Below are 22,140 nucleotides of genomic sequence, written 5' to 3'. Positions count from 1 at the left end.
TAGTTTATCAAAATAAAAAAGGAGAAACAATGACTTGGTCGCTAGATTCATACAAAAATTATAAAGCACTTCAGCAACCTGTTTATGAAAATAAAGAAGAATTAGAAAATGTGGTAAATGAATTAAAATCATATCCACCTTTAATTTTTGCAATGGAAGCAAATGAGCTAAAAAACGAATTAGCAGCAGTTTGCAGGGGGGAAGCATTTTTACTTCAAGGTGGTGATTGTGCTGAGAGTTTTAGCGATTTTAGTGCAAACAATATTAGAGATTTGTTTAAACTTTTTTTACAAATGGCTTTGGTTTTACAATTTGGTGGGTCAAAAAAGGTAGTAAAAATCGCTCGTATGGCAGGACAATTTGCAAAGCCTAGAAGCTCTGATTTTGAGAATAAAGACGGAATAAGTTTGCCTAGCTATCGTGGAGATATTATAAACGATTGTGCATTTTGTGAAAGTGCAAGAAAACCAAAAGCAAAAAAAATGCTAAAAGCATATATGCAAAGTTCTGCAACACTTAACCTACTTCGTGCATTTAGCGTAGGTGGACTTGCTGATTTAGCTCAAGTTCATAAGTGGAATTTAGGCTTCGTAAGACGTGCTGATATTGATGATAAATACGCTGAACTTACGCAAAGACTAACTCAAGCGCTTGATTTTTTTAAAGCTTGTGGAATTACTAGCTTAAATGATTCAAGATTACATGAAACAAAGATTTATACAAGCCATGAAGCATTACTTTTACCTTATGAAGAAGCACTTACAAGGATTGATAGCTTAAGCGGTGCTTATTATGATTGTTCGGCTCATATGCTTTGGATTGGCGAAAGAACTCGTGGGCTTGATGATGCTCATGTTCATTTTTTAAGTGGAGTAAAAAATCCAATAGGCGTAAAAATAGGACCAAATGCAAGTGCTAGCGATATACTTGCACTTGCTGATAAGCTAAATCCGCAAGATGAAGCAGGAAGACTAAATATAATTATTAGAATGGGTGCAAGTAAGATTAAAAACCTTGAAAATATCTTTAAAGAACTTAGTAAAGAGCAAAGAAATATAGTTTATAGTATAGACCCAATGCACGGAAATACTCAAAGTATAAATGGCTATAAGACTAGAAAATTTGATGATATTTTAGATGAAGTAAAGGCGTTTTGGCATATTGCAAGAGCAAATAATATAAATCCTGGTGGCGTTCATTTTGAAATGACAGGGCAAAATGTTACCGAATGCTTAGGCGGTAGCGTTGGAGTTAGCGAAAGTGATTTAGCAAGACGCTATGAAACTCAGTGCGATCCTAGATTAAACGCTGATCAAGCGCTTGAACTTGCATTTTTAATAGCTGAATTAATGAAGCAAAAATGAAAAACATTGTTCTAATAGGTTTTATGGGCTGTGGCAAAAGCACAACAGCAAGAAGATTAAGTAAAATTATTAAAAAAGAAGTAGTTGATACTGATTATGTAATAAAACAAAGAACAGGGCTTGAGATTAAAGAAATCTTTGCTAAATATGGCGAAGAATATTTTAGGAATTTAGAACAGGAATTAAGAGATGAATTAGCCACTAAAAGTGATTTAATCATCTCTTGTGGTGGGGGTTTTGCTAATTTACAAGACTTAAGAAAAATGGGTTTTGTAGTGTTTTTAGACCTTAGTTTTTATAAAATCGCAAATAGGCTAAAAAACGATACAAAACGCCCATTATTTGATGAAAAGGCAAAATTACTTTACGATAAAAGAATGCCGCTTTATAACAATGCTTGTGATATAAAAGTAAATATTTTAAATCTAAAAGCAAGAGAACTTGCTAAGATTTTAGAAATTTTTTTAGGCACAAATATTACAAACGATGTTAGAAAGGCTTTTATAAAACCAAATGCAAATCGTAAAGCAAAGCCTATTAAAAAAGATAAATTTAAACTAAATCCTAAAATTAAAATAAATTACCAACTATAACTAAAAGCTAGTCTTAAATCAAAATAATTAGGAATTTGGCTAGATACTTTACATACATCTTTATCGCACTTGCTTGATTTTAAGCCACTTGCAAGTGCTAAATCAAACACATTAAATAAATTAAATCCGGTGGTTAAAATTAAACCTTCATCTTTTTTAAGATCATAAGCAAATCCGCCCCTTAAATTAAAACTATCATTAAAATTGTATTTGATACCGCCGCCTAAAAGTTGTGATTTTGGCTTTCTAGTTGATAAAGTATTATTAGAAGTTAAATCACTATCAAAAGCAAAAGTATATTTATCATACATATAAGCAAAGCCTAATCTTATCTGATGATTTAATCTTATATATTCATTATTATGAAATTTTATCTTAGGTGTATTTATATTTTTAATCACTAAACCTGTGCTAAAATCTTCATAACTATATAAAAGACCAAAATCAAGCCCTATTGTATTTGTAGTCCTTGCGTTGTTTAAATCTTTTCTTATATTTAAATCACTTGAGTTTATTCCATTAATATCAAGTTCTATGCCTTTATTTATAGAATAAGCTTTAATATTCATATATTTAAAACTAGCCCCAACACTTAATTCTCCAAAAGGCAATGCAAAACTATTAGCATAAGCAATAGGCACTTCTGTTGTCATTAAAGTTGTTGCTTTTAAAGGATTTTTCACCCCTTTTTGCAAGGCTGAATTATTTAAATACTCACTCTCACTAACGCTACTAGCATATAATTTATCACCTATTTTAAATAGCTTTAAATAAACAAACTCATCTTTATCTTTTACTTTAATAATCAAACTACTCTTATTAGAATTAAGACCTGCATAAGTATTAATATGAATGCCATTAAACACGCCTAAAGATAAAGCACTATTAGAGCTTAAACTTTGATTATAAGTAATTGCACTCATAATATTTGCATTTATTTCATTATCATAAACAGCATTATAGATTAAATCTAAATCATTTGTTGTATTGTTATCTAAAAATGTTTTTAAATCTATATTTCCTATACTTAATAATAATTCATCTAAACTAGCATTACCATCTTTTGAAACTTTAATAACTTCTAAAACATTAGAAGTATCATAATCATTTATAATATTTTCTAATAAAGCTTTATCAACGCCTAAATTATTTAATTCATTACTAGTATTATTTGTAGAAATTAATAATTCTTGTCTTATTAAATCATTTAGACCTTTATCTTGCAATAATTTATCTTGAATGCTTATTATCGTATCATCAAAAGAATTTGAATTATGATTCTTCTCATCATTAAAAGCATTTGCCAAAAGGTTTAAATCTTCGTTATTGCTATTTAAATTTCTTGCTATAAAATCATCAATAACACAATCAATGTTGCCAAATTTATCATTGTTAGCTCTAGCAGTAGAGATTGTAAAAATATTCTTAATTTTACTAACGCTATTTTCTATATTTTTATTTGTATCTTTACTTATATTTGATAATTCTAACAAATTTTTTTGGTAAAAATTAGCACCAAAAGTAAAATTTATACCATTTTTCGTATAAATAATACTAGATGGATTATAATATAAAGCATAATCATTGTTCTTTAATGCAACCCCTGCATAACCCATACTAATAGAATCATTACCAACGCCTATAAATTCCAAAGCCAAAGCATTAGCACAAATTAAACTAAATAAAGTGATTTTTTTCATAATAATCCTTGTTTTTTATATATTATACATAAAAAACAAATCATATTTATAATTTTTTAGGGGCATTAAGCCCCTTATATTAGCCGTTAAACTTAGTGTTATAATCAAGATAAACAACATGAGTTGCAAGGTATTCATAAAGTCCGTGCTTACCATCAGCACCACCTATACCACTCTTTCTAAATCCTGCGTGAAAGCCTTGCATAGCTTCAAAGTTTTCACGATTGATATAAGTTTCACCAAACTTAATCTCACGGCAAGCTCTCATTGCTGTGTTTAGATTTTCCGTATAAATACTACTTGTAAGACCATATTCACAATCATTTGCCATATCAATAGCTTCATCTAAAGTATCAAAGCTTGTTACTGGTAAAATCGGAGCAAAGATTTCTTTTTGCATGATATCACTCTTATGATCTGCATTACTTAAAAGTGTTGCAGGATAGAAGTATCCGCTTGTATCTGTAATCTTGCCACCAACTTCAAGTTTAGCACCTTGCTCTAATGCACGTTTTAGCATTGCATCAGCATTTTTAACCCCTGCTTCATTAACAAGTGGTCCCATATCAAAATTACCTTTTGCAGTATTTCCAAATGTAATTTTGCTAAATTCTTCTGCCATTTTGTTAATAAACTCATCATATCTTGATTTATGCACATATACGCGTTCTGCACAATTGCAAACTTGTCCGTTATTGCAAATTCTACTTGCTTTAATTGCAGGAATTACTAAGTCCATATTTGCATCTTTACATACGATTGCAGGTGCTTTTCCACCAAGCTCAAGATTTACCTTTATAACATTTTTTGCAGCTGCTTGCATAACCCTAACTCCAGCTTCAACGCTACCTGTTACACTTACCATTCCAATAAGTGGGTTTGAACTAAGCTCATCGCCTACTTCACTACCTTTTCCACTTACAAGCGAGAAAACGCCTTTAGGAACTCCAGCCTCATGAGCAAGTTTTGCAAACTCAAATGCGTTATTTGGAGTTTCGCTACTTGGCTTAATTACTATTGTATTTCCTGTAACAAACGCAGGTGCAAGTTTTCTAACTATTAAGAAAAATGGGAAGTTCCAAGGTAAAATCCCCGTTGTAACACCGATTGCTGTTCTAAATAAGAAAATATTCTCATTTGCTCTATCACTTTGAATAATTTCGCCTTCATAAGTTCTAGCAAAACCTGCCATATAGTCTAAATAATCAGCTGCAAAATCAATCTCAACCTCAGCTAAACCTCTAACTTTTCCTTGCTCTTCTTGTAAAATATCAGCTAGTTTTACTCTATCACGGCGAATTAATTGTGCTATTTTTTTAAGATATCCTGCACGCTCTATAGCTGGAAGCGCTTCCCACTCTTTACCTGCTCTTTTTGCTGCTTCAAGCGCTCTTTTAGCGTCTTCTCTTGTGCCTAGTGGATATTCACTAACTTGCTCTTTTGTAGCAGGATTATATACAGCTGCCATTTCTCTTTTTTCGCGTACGAACTCACCATCAATATACATTTGATAACTTTTCATAATGTCTCCTTTAAAAAATCATTTTGAAATATCTTATCAAGGTTTATTAATCATTTTTGTATATTCAAAAAATTTTATGATTTTTTTACGAGAATGTGAAAAATTGTAACAAATTTAAAAGAATTTGAAATAGGAATTTCAAAATGAAATTCCTAAAATCTTAAGCTTTTTGATTGAAATCTTTGTATAATTTAATTAAATTTGTAGTTGAACTATCGTGTTCGTGACTTATATCACTTCTTAATTCTTCTAAAATTGTCTTAGCTAAAGTCTTGCCTAATTCAACACCAAATTGATCAAAGCTATTTATCCCCCAAATCACACCTTGAACGAAAATTTTATGCTCATAAAGTGCAATTAAACTTCCTAAATTTCTAGGGCTAATTCTTTCTAATAAAATCGTATTGCTAGGGCGATTTCCCGAAAACTCTTTATGTGGGATTAGCTTTTCTATCTCGCTATCACTTAGGTTGCTTTGTTTTAATTCAGCTCTTACTTCTTCTTTAGTTTTACCTTTCATAAATGCTTCAGCTTGAGCAAATACATTACTAATTAATATTTCATGATGTTCTGGCATATCATGTGGCTTTTCTAAACTTACAATTAAATCAATAGGACTTATGTGAGTTCCTTGATGAAGTAGTTGAAAGAATGCGTGCTGAGCGTTTATTCCTGTTTCGCCCCAAATAATAGGAGATGTTTCATAATTAATTAATTCTCCATTTTTACTAACTTGCTTTCCGTTACTTTCCATATCAAGTTGTTGAATAAATCTTGGAAAATGCTTTAAATACTCATCATAAGGAGCGATTATATGTGAACCACCACCATAAAAATTAATATACCAAATACCTATTAAAGCCAAAATCACAGGCAAGTTTTTAGAATACTCAGCCGAGCTAAAGTGTGAATCCATTAAATACGCACCTTCTAGCATTTGCCAAAAATGTTCTTTTCCTAGATAAATCATAATAGGAAGACCAATTGCTGACCATAAACTATAACGCCCGCCTACCCAGTTCCAAAACTCAAACATATTATTACTATCTATACCGAATTCTTCAACTGCTTTTTTGTTAGTTGAAACTGCTACGAAATGCTTAGCTACAAAGCGTTTATTAACAGCATGATTTAAAAACCACTCTCTTGCTGTTAAAGCATTTGTTAAAGTTTCTTGAGTTACGAATGTTTTTGACGCTATTATAAAAAGCGTAGTTTCAGGATGAACGTTATCTAATACATTTTGTAATTTTGAGCCATCTACGTTTGAAACGAAGTGCATTTTTAGTCTTGGATGTGCGTATTTTTTCAAAGCATCGCAAGCCATTAAAGGTCCTAAATCAGAACCACCAATTCCAATATTTACAATATCAGTTATTACTTGATTTGTATAGCCTAACCATTCACCTGTTCTTACTGCGTGCGAAAATTTTTCCATTTTATTTAGCACTGCATTTACATCATCCATTATGTTTTCATTATCTACATAAATAGGAGTGTTTATGCGATTTCTAAGAGCAATATGTAAAGCTGCTCTATTTTCTGTGGTGTTAATCTTTTTACCACTAAACATATCTTTGATATTTTGCTCTAAATTAGCTTCTTTTGCTAAGTCAATTAAAGTATTTAAAATCTCATCATCTATTCTATTTTTAGAATAATCAACCTTAATTCCACCAACTTCTAAAAAGTATTTATTAGCCCTATTGCTATCTTTTGCAAATAGTTCTTTCATGTGAGTATCTTTTGAATTATTATATAAACTCCATAATTTCTCAAAACTTTTTAATTTACTTAACATTTTTATCCTTTAAATGATTTTCTAAAGCCACACTCGCTCCATTTATCCCCGGGTAATTTGATAAAACTACAAAAACAGGAATAGCTGCTAAATAGCTATCAAATCTACCTTTATTCTCAAATCTTGCTCTAAATGATGAATGCTTAAAATATTCTAAAATCTTTGGAATTATTCCACCACAAATATAAACACCACCCCTAGCACCTAAGGTTAATGCTAGATTTGATGCAATTGTTCCTAACATTGCGCAAAATATATCAAGGCTTAATCTACATAAAGCTGATTTTTCACTCAATGCAAGTTCGCTAATCTTACTTGCACTTAGAGTTTCGTTTATGCCTTCTTTGTGTGCTAGAGCTTCATAGATTAATTCAAGTCCCATTCCACTAAGCAATCTTTCAGCTGAAACATGACCAAATTTATTTTTTGCATAATGCCAAATCATTGATTCTATCTCATCAAAAGGTGCAAAGCTAACATGCCCGCCTTCGCCTGAGAGTGCGATATAGCCATTTTTACTAGGTATTAATCCGCTAACACCTAAACCCGTGCCTGGTCCTAAAACTGCTTTAGGAGAGTTTTCTTCTATAAAAGAGCCACCAACTTGCACTAATTCATCATCTTTTAATTTTGTAATAGCAAGTGCTTGAGCTGTAAAGTCGTTTAATACTAATAAAGTTTCAAGCTTAAGTGCTAATCTTGTAGTGCTAATTGAAAAAGCCCAATGATTATTTGTCATTTGAATATAATCACTAGTAACCGGATTTGCCATAGCAAATGCAGCGTGTTTAATTTCAAGATTTTTATCCTTTAAATAGGCTTTTACTGCATCTACAATTGTCTCATAATCTTTGCATTGTAAAACTTCAATATTTTTTATAATTCCTAATTCAAATTCTATGGCAAATCTAGCGTTTGTCCCACCAATATCGGCTAATAATCTTGGATATTCATTTTGCGTAATAGACATCTAAATTTCCTTTTGAATTAATTACAAAACTTATAGGGTATTTTTTGTTTTGCTCTTTACAAGCATTTAAAAATACTTGATATTTTTCATCGCCACTTATGTTTAAAAATATTCTTTTTGCTTTTAAAATACTTTCTAAACTAAGGCTAATCCTATCATAATTTGAAGTTTTTACTATGTGATAAGCTGTATTTGTATCGCTTAATAATTCATCTAAATTAGCTGCTGTTGGAAATATTGAAGCAGTATGAGCATCAGTTCCCATTCCTAAAATCAAAATATCAGGAGTTTTATAAATACTATTTGCATAGCTTTTTAAGGCATCAAAATCATTTATTAATTCATCTTTTATACAAGTAATAAAATTTGCCTTACTTGCATCATTTTGTAATAAATATTCTTTAACTAGATTTGTATTACTATCATTATGATTTGTAGGAACTATCCTTTCATCTACTAAAAATATATTTACCTTACTCCATTCTAATTTTTCACGGCTAAGCTTAGCAAATAAATCCTTTGGGCTCTTGCCACCTGATACATAAAAATTAACTTCGCCTTTATTATTAATACATTCATTTAGCGAAAAAACTAATTCTTTATATAAAGCAACTTCGCTTATGTTTTTGTCATTAAAAGTAAATAATCTCATAATTTAAACTCGCAATCTTTAAAATTTATACCATTTGTATATGCAGGGTATTCTTGCATATTAAAGTCTTTATCATCAATTACGCTTTGAACCCATTTCCAAGCACTCTCAAGCTCTTCTTTTTCATTAAATGAACTTAAATCCTTATTGATTACATTTAGTATTAATCTCTCATAAGGTGGCATTTTTTCAATATCGCTAAATCCGATTTCAAATTCCTTGTAATTATCATTAATATTAAGCAATAATTTCATCTTAGGATTTGGTTGGATTTCTATATATAAATAGCCGTTATTTTTAAAATTAATCGTAAAATACACCCTATTTTCAGCCATTCTCTTACCAGTTCTAAGATAAATCGGCACACCTTTATAATTTTCTTGATTTGAGCTTGTTTTAATAGCTACGAAAGTTTCAGTCAAGCTATCTTTTGCTACATTTAATTCATCTTTATAGCTTAGGCTATCTTCGTTTTTAGTATATTGAGCTTTTATAACATCACTTTTGTTTATTTTTTCTAAAGAGTTAAAAAAGTCTAGCTTTGCCTTTCTAATATTTGTAGAATTAACATCTATCATAAATAAAGCTAACATTTGTAGCATATGGTTTTGCAACATATCTCTTAAAGCACCACAGCTATCATAAAATTCTCCACGACTTTCAACCCCAAGTCTTTCTAATACGCTAAGCTCAATGCTTTTTACATAATCTTTATTTAAAAAGGCATTAATATGTGGATTATTTTTTCTAAATTCTAATAATTCTTTAACCATATTTTTACCAAGATAATGATCAATTCTATAAATCTGCTCTTCTTTATAGTATTTTGCTACGCTTTCATTAATTGCTCTACATTCATCAAGGCTCATTCCTAAAGGCTTTTCAAGAACTATTCTAACATTTGCTTCATTCATATTAAGCTCGCTTAGATTTTTACAACAAGTGATAAAAAACTCAGGCGAAATAGAAAAATATATAACATTATCAACGCCATTTCTTAGGCACATTTTAAGCTTTTTAAAATCATCAATACTATTAATATCAACGCTTTCATAAGTGATTTTTTCTAAAAAACTGTTCCATTTTGTAATATCTTTTAAATGTATTTTTGATTTATCATTTAATTTTTGCTTAAATTCATCTAAGCTTAATTTACTTCTGCCTGTTGCAATGATTTTAAAATCTTCGTGAAGTAAGTCGTTTAAAAACGCATCATAAAGTGAAGGAAAAATCTTCCTTAAAGCCAAATCTCCAGTAGCTCCAAACAATAAAAAATCAAAATTAATCTTCATAAAGTTTCCTAAAAATTAAATTATTTTTGTAAATATACAAAAAAGGATTTAACATTAATAACGTTTATTTATCTATAATAAATCAAATATTTTAAATAGAAAAGAGTTTTTATGACAAATGCAAAATTATTAGAAATTACCGAAAAAATAATAAAAAGAAGCGAAAAATCAAGAAAAGATTATTTAGACTTAATAGAAAATGCAAATTCTAAAATAAATCGCAGTAAATTAGGCTGTGCAAATCTAGCTCACGCTTATGCTGCAATTCCTAAGAGCGTAAGAGAGAAATTAAACAACGCAAATAGCACTCATTTAGCGATAATTTCAAGTTATAACGATGTTTTATCAGCTCATGAGCCTTATAAAGATTATCCTTTAAGCATAAAACAAGCTTGTATTAAAGAAGGCGTTAGCGTTCAAGTTGCAAGCTGCACTCCTTCAATGTGTGATGGTATCACTCAAGGTTATGACGGAATGCAACTTAGCTTATTTTCTCGTGATGTAATCGCAATGAGCACAGCAATTGGACTATCTCATAATATTTTTGATGGTGCATTTTACTTAGGAGTTTGTGATAAGATTGTTCCTGGACTTTTAATGGGAGCGCTTAGATTTGGGCAATTACCTGCTATGTTTATTCCAAGTGGTCCTATGCCAACAGGAATTAGCAATGCTGATAAAAGTATTGCTAGAGAAAAATACGCTCAAGGTTTAATTAGCAAAGAAGAATTATTAAATACTGAGATGAAAATGTATCATAGCTCAGGCACTTGCACATTTTATGGAACGGCTAATTCAAATCAAGTTATGATTGAATTACTTGGACTTCATATGCCAAACTCAGCCTTTATAAATCCTAATACAAAACTAAGAGAAAAATTATTAACTTATAGTGCAAAGCATTTTGCAAAAGGTGTAAAAGATAAAAGCATTTTACCAATAGGAAAAATGATAGATGAAAAAAGTATAGTAAATGCTATCGTTGGACTTATGGCAACAGGAGGTTCAACTAATCACACCTTACATTTAATAGCTATTGCAAAAGCTGCGGGAATTATAATTAATTGGGATGATTTTAATGATATTTCAAATATTACCCCACTTTTAGCTAAAGTTTATCCAAATGGCAAGGCTGATATAAATGACTTTTATGAAGCAGGTGGATTATCATTTGTAATAAATGAATTATTAAATAATGGCTTATTACACGATGATGTAAATACGGTAGCTGGATTTGGCTTAAGTAATTACACAAAAGATCCTATCTTAAAAAATGATGAAATTACTTATGAAAAATGTCTTGAAAAAAGCAGAAATGCTGAGATAATTACAACTTATGATAAGCCATTTAGCACTACTGGTGGGCTAAAGGTTTTAAGTGGAAATATAGGTCGCTCGGTAATTAAAGTAAGCGCAGTAAGCAATGATAATTTATATATAAAAGAAAGAGCGATTGTATTTAATGACCAACTTGAATTAATGGCAGCTTACGAAAAAGGTGAATTAAATAAAAACTTCATAGCAGTTGTAAAATATCAAGGCCCTAAGGCAAATGGTATGCCAGAGCTTCATAAACTAATACCACCTTTAGGAGTATTAATGTCTAAAGGATACAAGGTTGCATTAATTACTGATGGAAGAATGAGTGGAGCAAGTGGCAAAGTGCCTGCTGCAATTCATACAAGTCCTGAAGCATTGCTTGATGGAAATATTGCAAAGATTAAAGATGGGGATTTAATAGAATTTGATGCAATCAATGGCACTTTAAATGTATTAGAAGATGATTTTTTAACTAGAAATATAAATCATATTGATTTAAGTGCAAATGAATTAGGTAGTGGTAGAGAGCTTTTTAAAGCTTTAAGAAATAATTGTTTAAGCGCCGAAGAAGGCGGAGTAAGTTTTTAAGGAGAAGAAGATGAATGCAAGAGAAATTTTAAAAGTAAATCCAGTAATTCCTGTAATTGCTATTGATGATATAAATGATGCTTTGCCTTTAGCAAATGCTTTAGTTTTAGGTGGTGTAAGAGTGCTTGAGATAACCCTAAGAACTAATGCAGGACTTAAGGCAATTGGGCTAATTAGCAAAGAAATTCCTGAAGCAATTGTTGGAGCTGGAACGGTAATAAATGCTAAGCAATATAAAGATGTTGTAAATGCTGGTGCAAAGTTTGCAATAAGTCCAGGAATAAATGAAAAATTACTAAGAGAAATTGATTATAAAATACCTTTAATAGCAGGTATTGCAAGTCCTGGAGAGCTAATGCTTGGGCTTGAATATGGTCTTGATACATTTAAGCTTTTTCCTGCTAGTGTTGTTGGTGGTGTGCCTATGTTAAAGGCTATTTATGGACCATTTAGCGATGTTAGATTTTGCCCTACTGGTGGAATTAGCGAAAGCAATGCTAAAGAATATTTATCACAACCAAATGTGCTTTGTGTTGGGGGTTCTTGGCTTGCACCAAAAGAGCTTATAAAAGCTAAAAAATGGGATGAAATTAGCGAAATAGCAAGAAATTCATTAGAGCTTAGAGCTTGAGAATTTAGCTAATTGCTAAATTCTTGAATAAGTCTAATTCCTAATTCAAATTCCTTGCTGATTTCTTTGCTAAATCTAAAATCGTGCAAGTATAAAAAAAGTGAATTATCTTCATAAATTAGGCTTATTTTTTTGTTTAATTCTTTTGCGATTTGACTTATCTTTTCAAGTTTTTTAGGTGTAAAATACTCATATATTTTAATTTTATCTTCACAATAAACTTGAAAATATTTATTAAAATCCGTGTTATCTAGTTTGCATAAGCCATAATTTTTATCTAATTTTTTAAAAATCTTGCTTGAATGTATAGCAAAAGGCTTTTTATCTACATTATCTTTTTTAAACAAAACTCCATTAAAAAGCTTTATTTTATTCTTTTCTTCTTTTTTACTAATATTAAGCTTTGCAATACTTAAATCATCTTTAAAATAGACATAATCAACTCTTAAATCATCATAATTTATATGCTTTATTTTTATATTTTTGCTTAATTTATCAAAGCCATTTGAGATAAAAAACGGCTCAATAATATTTTTATGATTAATATAAGATATTAAAAACGATGTGATAATTATAGTTAGTATACCAACAAACAAAATAGCAACATTTTCATAATTTTTAAAAATATAAAAACCTGCATATAAAACAACTAAAATAACCCCGATTATTCTTAAAATATTTAAAATACTTATCATTTTTACTCGCTAAATTCTTGTATTATTTTTAATAAACTAACATATTCTTTTTTAATATTTGATGTAAAGAAAAAATTATGGATATAAATCTCAAAATAATCTTTACTATAAATTATGCTAAATTTTTTATTAATATTACTTGCAGCTTTTACAATATTTGCTAATTTTTTAGGGGTAAAAAACTTAAAATCATTTATCAAATCATTTGAATATACGCTAAATTTCTTATTAAATTCTATATTATCACTAGCAAATGATTTTTCAAAAAACACCCACTCATCTTGATATAAAGACATAAGCCTTTTGCTTGCAAATATTCTAAAATTATGCTTTATTTTTCTATTAACTCTTACATAAACACCAAAAAACAAAACATCAAGATAAGAAAAATTATAAAAAGGTTCTAAATCTTTAAACTCATAAAAGCAAAGTCCTAAAATATCAATATCATTATTTTGATAAGAATAAAAAATCTTAGCTTTTAAAGGCTTAATCAAGGAGTTTTTATATAAATCTTTATTATGAATTATTTTAAAATTTTTATAAAAAAATGGTATTACATAAACATAAAAATTAAAACCTAAAACAAATAAAATTACCAAAAACCACGCTATAAACAAATATATTAAAATGCTAATTTCATTAAAATCATTTAAAAACTTATAAAATTCATAGCCTATTAAAGCTATGAAAAATAAGCTAATGATTTTAATCATTAAATAAATCTTTTACATTTGGATTAATTTTAGCTTGCTCGCTTGCTTCGTAAAACTCAGCCTTTTTAAAATTAAACATATTAGCAATTATTATCGTTGGAAAACTCTCACAAGCGCTATTATAAGCATTTACAGAAGAATTATAAGCTCTTCTAGCTGCACTAATTTGCTCTTCACATTCTCTTAAAGCGTTTTGAAGATTTAAAAAATTCTCACTAGCTTTAAGCTCAGGATAATTTTCTACTTTTACATTAAGACTTTTTAAAGCTTGGCTTAATTCATTGTTTATATTAAATTTTAAAGCTTTATCATTTATATTTAATGCGTTTTCTCTAAGTTTTGTAATGTTTTCTAAGGTTTGGCTTTCGTGTTTTAAATATTCTTTTAAAGACGCTACTAAATTAGGGATTAAATCATATCTTTGATTTAGCAAAACCTCAACACTTGAATAAATACTTCTTACATCATTTCTTTTAGAAATTAATGAATTGTATGTGCTAATTCCTAAAACTAAAATCAAAACAACTAAAGCTAAAACTACATAAATTACTTCCATAAAAACTCCTTTTTTAGCTAATTATACAAAGATAAGCCCTAATAAAGAATTTAAAACAGGAATTTGACATTCCTATTTTAAATTCCTAAAACTCAATTCTAATTGTCTTTACCTTGCCGTTAAATTTATAATCATCTTTATTTAAAGAATTTACTCTATTAAGCTCTTCACAAGCTTGATCTAGGCCATTTTTACAAGCGATTTTATAATAATCTTTCATATCTTCTAAACTACCATCAAAATCAAAGTGTAAAAACTGCTCTACCATTTTAGCCTTTTGCATACAAATATCACTATCAATTTCACAAGCTTTTAGGTTATAAATTTTATATTTTCCATTATATTTATCGGCGTTTAAATCTGCATATTTTAAACACGCATTTGCGTTCTTTTCATCACAAAGTTTGGTTAAAATCTGCTCATTTTCGCTGCCTTTATCTATGGCTTTTTGGCAATTATTTGTCTTTAGACATTCTTCTTCAGCTGCTTTTAACTCACCTGCTTTAAGCTTTTTATATTCATACTCTACGCAAGATTCATAATCGCCCGCATCGCAAGCTTTTTTAATATACTTTAAATTATCCCTAAAATTATTTGCCACAAAAATACAAGCCTTTATAAAATCAAGCTCGCAGGCTTTTTCGAGATTTTTTTTCATAGTTCCTCTTGCTATATTTCTATAATTCATCACATATTCAAAGCAAACATTAGGATAATCATCACATAATTTATCTTTTAGTTTTTCAACTTTATTATCATCTTCATTTTTAGTAATCATTGTAAAATTATTTGCACAAGCTTTTTTGTAATTATAATCATTTGTGTTTAGACAAAAATCTATCTTACTAGGTGCTTTTGAAATCTCATCTAAACACGATATCAAATCACCACTTTTGCACTCATAATCGCTATTTGCATAGACAAAAACCAACAAGAAAACAATCGATAAAAGCTTTTTCATAACAATTCCTTTTCATAAATTGGCATTAAATAAGTTTTTGATAATTCCTTGCATAAATTCTCATCGTGTTTGCAAGTAAAATCAATTAGCTTTTTTACTTTTTCGTAATTATTGCTTTTATATTCAAGCATACAAGCGTCTTTGCAAAAATTTATATTATCATTAAAACACAGATTTTCATAAACTGGCGAATATTTAAGATAAAATTCCTTACTAATATCATTAGCCAACATATAATCCTTACAAGCTTTTAGATTATTTATAGAGCATTCTTCATCTTGTGGTTTATCATAATCTTTAGCTAGTTTGTCGTATTTTTTCATAGCTTTATAATCTTTTTTATCACTGCTAAGTTTTGCTAAATATTTACAAGCAAGGCTAATTTTGTTCATACAAGCATAATCTAAATATTTATATTTTTTAGCTTCATTTTTCTCTTTTAGGGCTAATTCTAAGCATAAGCTAGGATTTTTTTCACACATCAAATCATCATCTAATCTATATTTATACTGCACGAAAACATAGCAAAAATCATCGTTTTTATGATATTCATTTTTGCATTTTTGCTCTAAAAAATTATAAAAATATTTTTTATCTTTATCGCTTTCGTTTTTCATAGCGTGCAAAATATCAAAGCAGCCATATCTATCTAAGCAATCTAGCTCTAATGCCTTGTAATAAAGGCTTTTATCTTTTAACTGAGAGTTTTCATAAAGCGTTTTTATATACTTGCAATACTTATGTTTTTTCTCCTTGCAAGCATTTAAATACAATTCATTTAGCTTATTAGCCTCATCTTCGCTAAGCGATAAATATATCTCATTTACCCCAGCACATACATCGCTAAATTTAGCTAAAAACTCGTATTCATTAAGGTATTTTGAGTAAAGCTCTTGACATATTTCATTAGCATTTAAGCTAAAAAACACTAAAAATATTAATAATTTTTTCATTTTTCAACCTTTTTAAATATACAAAAATTCTCTTCTAGCAAACACGCCTTTTTATATAAATCATCTGCAAAAATCTTTAAATCATCTATATTTAAAGCCAGTGTAAAACAAGCCTTAGAATTATCATCTAAACAAAGATTATAAAGCTTTTCATATTTTTCATTTGTTTTTACAAAATATTTTAAATTTTTGTGCTTTATGCTTTGTTTTCTAAGATAATCGCAGGTGTATTTTTTGCCGTCTTTACAATATCTTGCAAGTCTTTCGTAATCTATCACTTCATCATCAAATGAAGCCACGCAATCAAAATCATTGCCGTATTCACAAGATAATTTATTATAAAACCTACTTTTATTTATATCTAAAATATAAATATCAGCAAGCTTATTACAAGCTTTTGCATAGGCTAATTCGCATGATTTTTCTAAATACATTTTACCATCAAAATACTTTAATCCTAGCTCATAGCAAGCTTTTGCATCGTTATTTTTGCAAGCTATTTTAAGATTTTGTAATTCTTGATTTTTTGCCAAAATATCATCAGCTAAGAGAAATTTATTTAAAAGTATAAAAAATATAATATATCTCATAAAAATCCTCAGTGGAATTTGAAATAGGAATTTAAAAATTCCTATTGTATGTAATGTAAAGAGTTTTTAAGCTTTTTTAATCTTTCTAAGTCTTTGTGCTTTAATATAAGCAAAGCTTCAATTACTTGAACATATAAGGCTCTTAATTCTACTAATTCATCTTGATTTAGGGTATTTAGCCAGCCACTTGAAATCTTTTCTTCAAGCTCGCTAGCTAAATTGCTAAATTCATCAAAATCATTATTTACTAATGCTAATTTAATTTTAGTAATCAATGTTTGCTCTCTAAGTATGAAATTACGCTTAATGCAGCGTTTGCTCCATCAGCTGCAGCACACACAACTTGTCTTGGTGCATCAACTCTTAAATCACCAGCAGCAAAAAGCCCTTCAACACTTGTTCTCATTCTTAAATCAACCTTTACAGCATCTCCTACCATTTCACATAAATATGAGCCATCGGTTTGTTTTAATACTTCATTTCTTACATCAAGTCCAACGAATGTAAATATTCCAGGAACTGCTAAATCTTTTTTACTTCCATCATTAAATACGATTTTTACACCTGTAACACCAGCGTTATCGCCTACAACTTCTTCTACTTTAGCGTTTAAAATAAACTCAATTTTTTCATTTTTCTTAGCTCTTTCAACGGTTGATGGAGCTGCACGAAAGCCTTCTCTTCTATGGATTAAATATACTTTAGAGCATAGATTTGCTAAATAAAGTGCTTCTTCAAGTGCTGTATCGCCACCACCTAAAACAGCTACTTCTTTTTTTCTATAAAACGCACCATCGCAAGTTGCACATGTGCTTACTCCACGACCAAAAAATTCATTTTCACCTTTAAATCCTGCTTTTTTAGGTGCTGCACCTGTGCAAACTATAACAGCTTTTGCATCTTCGCTTGAATTATCGCTAAAAATAATTTTAAAATTTTCGCCATTTTTTTCAACTCTAGTTACTTCTTTTTGCTCAATTTTAAGACCAAATCTAGTGCTTTGCTCAGTCCAAGGCATCATAAAGCTAATTCCATCCATTACGGTAGCAACCCCTGGATAATTCTCCATTTCACTTGAGCTTGTAATTTGTCCGCCTGGCATAAATTTTTCATACATTACTACATTTTTAAGCCCACCACGAGTAGCATAAAGCCCTGCACTAAGACCTGCTGGACCTCCACCTATAATTGCTAAATCTAACATAAAATTCTCCTAATTAATAATTTTTATTATTTAATATTATCTAGCTTAAGTTAATCAAGTTTTAAAAAATTATCATAATTTATTTCGTTAGCAAATAACCTAATTCTAAATTTATTATATTTTTTATTTATAGGACTTCTGCTTTCATCAAACTCAGCTATTTTTATACCTGCAATATCGCATAATAAGTGTATTAAATCATCACTCATAAATGCTAAATCTTTAGATAATATTAATTTATCTAAAAGTTCTTTATGATTTGTTTTAAAAGAATTTGAATAAAGAATTATAAAAGGAATATCAGCAATTATTTTATCACTTACTCCATGTCCTAATAATGATTTTGTCTTATCATCATATAAACTTTCTGCATGATCACTTAAATAAATTATCAAAGTATCATCATCTTTAAATCTTTCATAAATTGAATAAATAATATAATCAGTATAAAGTATAGAATTATAATATTCGGATATGCTTTTTTTATCTTTTATATTTTCTTTTATATCACTTTCGCTAAATTTTGAAAATGTTTTAGGATAGCGTTTTTTATAATTTCCATGATTTCCTAAAAGATGAATGCTAATAAAATTATTATCGCTTAACTTTAAATCATTTAAAATAGGAAGTAAAACTTCATCATATTTTGCATAAGCTAAAGTTTCGCTTGAGCTTATATATTGATTAGAAAAATACGCAAAATCACTCATTATTCCGATACTTGCAGCGTTATTACCCCATTCGCTTACATAATCTTGATTTGAAATCCAAAAAGTTTTGTAATTTGCTAATTTAAAAAGATTTACAATATCTAAATTTTCATAAAATTTTCTTTCTTTTAAATTATCTAAATTAGCAAAATTAAGCATCACACTCATAACTGGATTTGTAGATGAATAAGGAGCTATTACATCAGAATAAATTATTTTATTTTCAATACTTAATAAATTAGGTGTTGTGTGTAACAATTGTCCATAATCTTGATAAGCACTTCTTCTTGAGCTCTCACCTATTATTAAAACTATATTTTTTATATTTTCTAAAGCTTTTGTTTTTGAATGCGAATTTGCTATCTGCATATAAGAATTTCTCATTTTTAATGACTCAACTAAGATTTCATTATTTGCAAAAACTTCTTTATGAAATTTAATAAAAGGAATATTAAAATACCTTTCAAAATCATATTTTAAAGCTCTTCTTAAATCGTTTCCAAAGTTAATAAATAAAATCAATACAATAAAAAATAAATTAAATTTATTACCAATTTTTTTAATAATTTTAATTTTTAAAATAAAGAAAGAAAATACTAATACAAAAATTAAAGCAAAAATAGTTTTTGAATTAAAATACATTATCAAAAATTCTATGCTTTCGTTTAAATTAGTGTTAAATAAACTTTCTAAAAAACTTGGATTAATAAAAGTGTGAAAATTGATTACTAAAAAAGTCTGAATAAGAATAATTATAAGATTATAAATTATTAAAAGCTTTAAAATACCCCCCCCAAGCTTATTTAAGGCAAATTTCTTACTTATTAAAAATACTATTAAAAAAGCTAATAAAGTTAAAAATATTGCACTAATACTGCTAGGCTTTGCATACTTAATACTTAAAATAAAGTCTTGATTAATATTTATTTTAGAAAACAAAGCTAAGCAAAAAATATTGCTTAGCGTAAAATATAAAAATACTCCAAAATGCCTTAAAACAAATTCCGTAAAATTATTTTTCATTATTTCCCTTTTTTTGCAAGATATTTAGCGTAGTATTTACTATACTAAATGCTAAAGCTGTATAAATATATGCTTTTTCTACATGAATATTTAGACCTTCTACAATTAAAACCCCGCCAACTAAAACTAAAAAAGTTAAAGCAAGAGTTTTTAATTCTTGAAATTTCTCAACCAAATCGCCTATCCACTTACTAGCAAACATCATAAACATAACAGCAATAATAACAGCTAAAATCATAATGCTTAATTCATTAGCAATTCCAACTGCAGTAATCACGCTATCAAGTGAAAATACAATATCAATTAATGCAATTTCAAAAATAACTACGAAAAAATTTGCACTAGCTTTGAAATTATCGTGATTGCTAGTTTCGTGTTTATGCATTGAAATTAATTCTTTGATTGATTTTACAATTAAAAACAATCCACCTCCGATTAATACAATATCTCTACCGCTAAAATCTTGACCTAAAATACTAAATAAAGGCTTTGTAAGTTTAATAATCCAAAAGATACTAAATAAAAGCGCAATACGAGTTAGCATAGCAAAAGCAAGCCCTAAAATACGCCCACGATTTTGTAAATGTTTTGGCAATTTGCTTACTAAAATTGTAAGAAATATAATATTATCTATACCTAAAACTATCTCAAGTAATACTAAAGTTACAAAAGATAATATACCCTCAGTTGTAAAAATCCATTCAAACATAATTGTCCTTTTTATTGATTAAAAAATGCTATCCTAACCGAAATTTTTTAAAGGAGATTAAATGAGATTAGAACACGATTTTTTAGGCGAATTAGAAATCGCTGATGACATTTATTATGGAGTGCAGACTTTAAGAGCTGTTCAAAACTTTGATATTTCAGGAAAGCGTCTAAAGGATTTTCCTAGACTTATCGTTTCATTTGCAAAAGTAAAAAAAGCAGCGGCACTAGCAAACCACGAATTAGGCTTAATTAATGAAGATGTAAAAAACGCTATTTGTTTTGCTTGTGATGAATTAATTGCAGGAAAATATCAAGACCAATTTATAGTTGATATGATTCAAGGTGGTGCAGGAACTTCAACAAATATGAACGCAAACGAAGTTATAGCAAATATAGCTTTAGAAAAATTAGGACATAAAAAAGGCGAATATAAATATTGCCATCCAAATGATCATGTGAATTTATCTCAAAGCACAAATGATGCTTATCCAACATCTTTAAGAGTTGCTTTATATGATTATTTAAGCGATTTAATGAAAGCTATGAGTTATTTAAAAGCAGCTTATGAAAGAAAAGCAATTGAGTTTAAAGATATTATTAAAATGGGAAGAACTCAACTTCAAGATGCTGTTCCTATGACTTTAGGAAGAGAATTTAAAACCTTTGCTGTAATGCTTGGTGAAGATATACAAAGAGTAAGCGAAGCAAGAAGCCTTATTTTAGAAATCAACTTAGGTGCAACAGCTATTGGAACAGGAATTAACTCTCACCCTGATTATCCACCAATCGTTGCAAAACACCTTCAATACATAACAGGTGCAAATTTCGTAATAGCAGATGATTTAATAGAAGCTACACAAGATACAGGAGCTTTCGTTCAAATTAGTGGGGTTTTAAAAAGAGTTGCTACAAAACTTAGTAAAGTTTGTAATGACTTAAGATTACTTTCAAGTGGTCCAAAATGCGGCTTAAATGAAATTAACTTACCAAAAATGCAACCAGGCTCATCAATTATGCCAGGTAAGGTAAATCCTGTTATTCCTGAAGTGGTAAATCAAGTTTGCTATTATGTAATAGGAGCTGATGTAAGCGTTACTTTAGCTTGCGAAGGCGGACAATTGCAATTAAATGTATTTGAACCACTTGCTGCTTATAGTTTATTAAATAGTATTTGTATGCTTGAGCGTGCTATGAAAACTTTAGCTGATAAATGTATAGATGGTATAACAGCAAATAAACAAATATGCGAAGATTTTGTGATGAATAGCATAGGAATTGTAACTGCTCTTAATCCTTATATAGGTTATGAAAATAGCGCAAGTATTGCAAAAGAAGCATTACAAACTGGTGCAAGAGTTTATGATTTAGTTTTAGAGCGTAAATTAATGGATAAAGCTAAATTAGATAAAATTTTAAGCCCTGAATTTATGCTAAAACCTCATATGGGAGAGATAAAATAAAAAAAGAATTTGAAATAGGAAATTGAAAATCCTATTTCAAATTCCAAAAATAATAAACAATAATTTAAGCTAAATAATAAAAATTATTATTTATTACTTTTGTTTAAATTTAGCTAATTTTTTTTAGT

Annotated in this window: 21 protein-coding genes; 5 read left to right on the top strand and 16 right to left on the bottom strand. The window is 28.8% G+C overall.

The genetic code is table 11. The annotated features are described in order from the left end of the window. The first annotated feature begins 29 nt into the window (after nucleotides 1-29). Complete coding sequence (locus tag AVANS_RS02855) at nucleotides 30-1,364, top strand: 3-deoxy-7-phosphoheptulonate synthase class II (protein WP_239818152.1); 1,335 nt, start codon at nucleotides 30-32, stop codon at nucleotides 1,362-1,364. Continuing rightward, nucleotides 1,361-1,957, top strand: coding sequence for a shikimate kinase (locus AVANS_RS02850; RefSeq protein ID WP_239818151.1), 597 nt, complete (start codon nucleotides 1,361-1,363; stop codon nucleotides 1,955-1,957). Before AVANS_RS02855 ends, AVANS_RS02850 begins: the two co-directional genes overlap by 4 nt. Here the strand turns inward: AVANS_RS02850 and traF are convergent. The 6 genes from traF to AVANS_RS02820 all read right to left on the bottom strand — a co-directional run bounded on the left by traF (nucleotide 1,945) and on the right by AVANS_RS02820 (nucleotide 9,894). After that, complete coding sequence (gene traF, locus AVANS_RS02845; protein WP_239818150.1) at nucleotides 1,945-3,657, bottom strand: conjugal transfer protein TraF; 1,713 nt, start codon at nucleotides 3,655-3,657, stop codon at nucleotides 1,945-1,947. The genes AVANS_RS02850 and traF overlap by 13 nt on opposite strands. Before the next feature lie 79 nt (nucleotides 3,658-3,736). Continuing rightward, nucleotides 3,737-5,179 (bottom strand): aldehyde dehydrogenase, encoded by a 1,443-nt coding sequence (gene aldA / locus AVANS_RS02840; protein ID WP_239818149.1) that lies wholly within the window; start codon nucleotides 5,177-5,179, stop codon nucleotides 3,737-3,739. 160 nt (nucleotides 5,180-5,339) lie between these two features. Then, complete coding sequence (pgi, locus tag AVANS_RS02835; protein WP_239818148.1) at nucleotides 5,340-6,980, bottom strand: glucose-6-phosphate isomerase; 1,641 nt, start codon at nucleotides 6,978-6,980, stop codon at nucleotides 5,340-5,342. After that, nucleotides 6,970-7,950, bottom strand: a complete 981-nt coding sequence (locus AVANS_RS02830; protein ID WP_239818147.1) for a glucokinase — start codon at nucleotides 7,948-7,950, stop codon at nucleotides 6,970-6,972. The genes pgi and AVANS_RS02830 overlap by 11 nt, the downstream gene beginning before the upstream one ends. Beyond that, complete coding sequence (pgl, locus tag AVANS_RS02825) at nucleotides 7,931-8,602, bottom strand: 6-phosphogluconolactonase (protein WP_239818146.1); 672 nt, start codon at nucleotides 8,600-8,602, stop codon at nucleotides 7,931-7,933. Before pgl ends, AVANS_RS02830 begins: the two co-directional genes overlap by 20 nt. Continuing rightward, nucleotides 8,599-9,894, bottom strand: coding sequence for a glucose-6-phosphate dehydrogenase (locus tag AVANS_RS02820; RefSeq protein WP_239818145.1), 1,296 nt, complete (start codon nucleotides 9,892-9,894; stop codon nucleotides 8,599-8,601). The genes pgl and AVANS_RS02820 overlap by 4 nt, the downstream gene beginning before the upstream one ends. Nucleotides 9,895-10,005: 111 nt before the next feature. Between AVANS_RS02820 and edd the strand changes: the two genes are divergently transcribed. Further along, nucleotides 10,006-11,802 (top strand): phosphogluconate dehydratase, encoded by a 1,797-nt coding sequence (gene edd, locus AVANS_RS02815; RefSeq protein WP_239818144.1) that lies wholly within the window; start codon nucleotides 10,006-10,008, stop codon nucleotides 11,800-11,802. Nucleotides 11,803-11,812: 10 nt separating this feature from the next. Next, nucleotides 11,813-12,433 carry a bifunctional 4-hydroxy-2-oxoglutarate aldolase/2-dehydro-3-deoxy-phosphogluconate aldolase gene (locus tag AVANS_RS02810; protein ID WP_239818143.1) on the top strand — a complete coding sequence of 207 codons (621 nt, stop codon included), beginning with the start codon at nucleotides 11,813-11,815 and terminating at the stop codon, nucleotides 12,431-12,433. Nucleotides 12,434-12,441: 8 nt separating this feature from the next. Here the strand turns inward: AVANS_RS02810 and AVANS_RS02805 are convergent, their stop codons facing one another. From AVANS_RS02805 to AVANS_RS02760, 10 genes are all read right to left on the bottom strand, one after another. After that, nucleotides 12,442-13,128 (bottom strand): DUF3137 domain-containing protein, encoded by a 687-nt coding sequence (locus AVANS_RS02805; RefSeq protein ID WP_239818142.1) that lies wholly within the window; start codon nucleotides 13,126-13,128, stop codon nucleotides 12,442-12,444. 2 nt (nucleotides 13,129-13,130) lie between these two features. Continuing rightward, nucleotides 13,131-13,844: a DUF3137 domain-containing protein gene (locus tag AVANS_RS02800; RefSeq protein ID WP_239818141.1), complete on the bottom strand. Its 714-nt coding sequence runs from the start codon at nucleotides 13,842-13,844 to the stop codon at nucleotides 13,131-13,133. After that, complete coding sequence (locus tag AVANS_RS02795; protein ID WP_239818140.1) at nucleotides 13,837-14,400, bottom strand: LemA family protein; 564 nt, start codon at nucleotides 14,398-14,400, stop codon at nucleotides 13,837-13,839. Before AVANS_RS02795 ends, AVANS_RS02800 begins: the two co-directional genes overlap by 8 nt. A gap of 85 nt (nucleotides 14,401-14,485) precedes the next feature. After that, nucleotides 14,486-15,361: a hypothetical protein gene (locus AVANS_RS02790; protein ID WP_239818139.1), complete on the bottom strand. Its 876-nt coding sequence runs from the start codon at nucleotides 15,359-15,361 to the stop codon at nucleotides 14,486-14,488. Continuing rightward, complete coding sequence (locus AVANS_RS02785) at nucleotides 15,358-16,314, bottom strand: hypothetical protein (protein ID WP_239818138.1); 957 nt, start codon at nucleotides 16,312-16,314, stop codon at nucleotides 15,358-15,360. Before AVANS_RS02785 ends, AVANS_RS02790 begins: the two co-directional genes overlap by 4 nt. Next, complete coding sequence (locus AVANS_RS02780) at nucleotides 16,311-16,904, bottom strand: hypothetical protein (RefSeq protein WP_239818137.1); 594 nt, start codon at nucleotides 16,902-16,904, stop codon at nucleotides 16,311-16,313. The genes AVANS_RS02785 and AVANS_RS02780 overlap by 4 nt, the downstream gene beginning before the upstream one ends. A 41-nt stretch (nucleotides 16,905-16,945) precedes the next feature. After that, a complete protein-coding gene (locus AVANS_RS02775) occupies nucleotides 16,946-17,179 on the bottom strand; it encodes a hypothetical protein (protein WP_239818136.1) in 234 nt (77 codons plus the stop codon). Further along, a complete protein-coding gene (gene trxB, locus AVANS_RS02770; protein WP_239818135.1) occupies nucleotides 17,176-18,108 on the bottom strand; it encodes a thioredoxin-disulfide reductase in 933 nt (310 codons plus the stop codon). Before trxB ends, AVANS_RS02775 begins: the two co-directional genes overlap by 4 nt. 50 nt (nucleotides 18,109-18,158) lie before the next feature. Beyond that, the gene (locus tag AVANS_RS02765) at nucleotides 18,159-19,841 is read right to left on the bottom strand and encodes a phosphoethanolamine transferase (RefSeq protein ID WP_239818134.1); all 1,683 of its coding nucleotides are present in this window, start codon (nucleotides 19,839-19,841) and stop codon (nucleotides 18,159-18,161) included. Then, complete coding sequence (locus AVANS_RS02760; RefSeq protein ID WP_239818133.1) at nucleotides 19,831-20,550, bottom strand: TerC family protein; 720 nt, start codon at nucleotides 20,548-20,550, stop codon at nucleotides 19,831-19,833. The genes AVANS_RS02765 and AVANS_RS02760 overlap by 11 nt, the downstream gene beginning before the upstream one ends. 61 nt (nucleotides 20,551-20,611) lie before the next feature. Between AVANS_RS02760 and aspA the strand changes: the two genes are divergently transcribed. Continuing rightward, on the top strand, nucleotides 20,612-22,012 hold the full coding sequence (aspA, locus tag AVANS_RS02755) for an aspartate ammonia-lyase (RefSeq protein ID WP_239818132.1): 1,401 nt from the start codon (nucleotides 20,612-20,614) through the stop codon (nucleotides 22,010-22,012). Nucleotides 22,013-22,140 lie beyond the last annotated feature (128 nt).

Origin of the sequence: Campylobacter sp. RM5004 (assembly GCF_022369455.1) — a bacterium.
In the GTDB taxonomy this organism is placed as follows: Bacteria; Campylobacterota; Campylobacteria; order Campylobacterales; family Campylobacteraceae; genus Campylobacter_E.
Note: the sequence above shows the minus strand (reverse complement) of the source record. Positions and strands in the feature narration are given on the sequence as shown.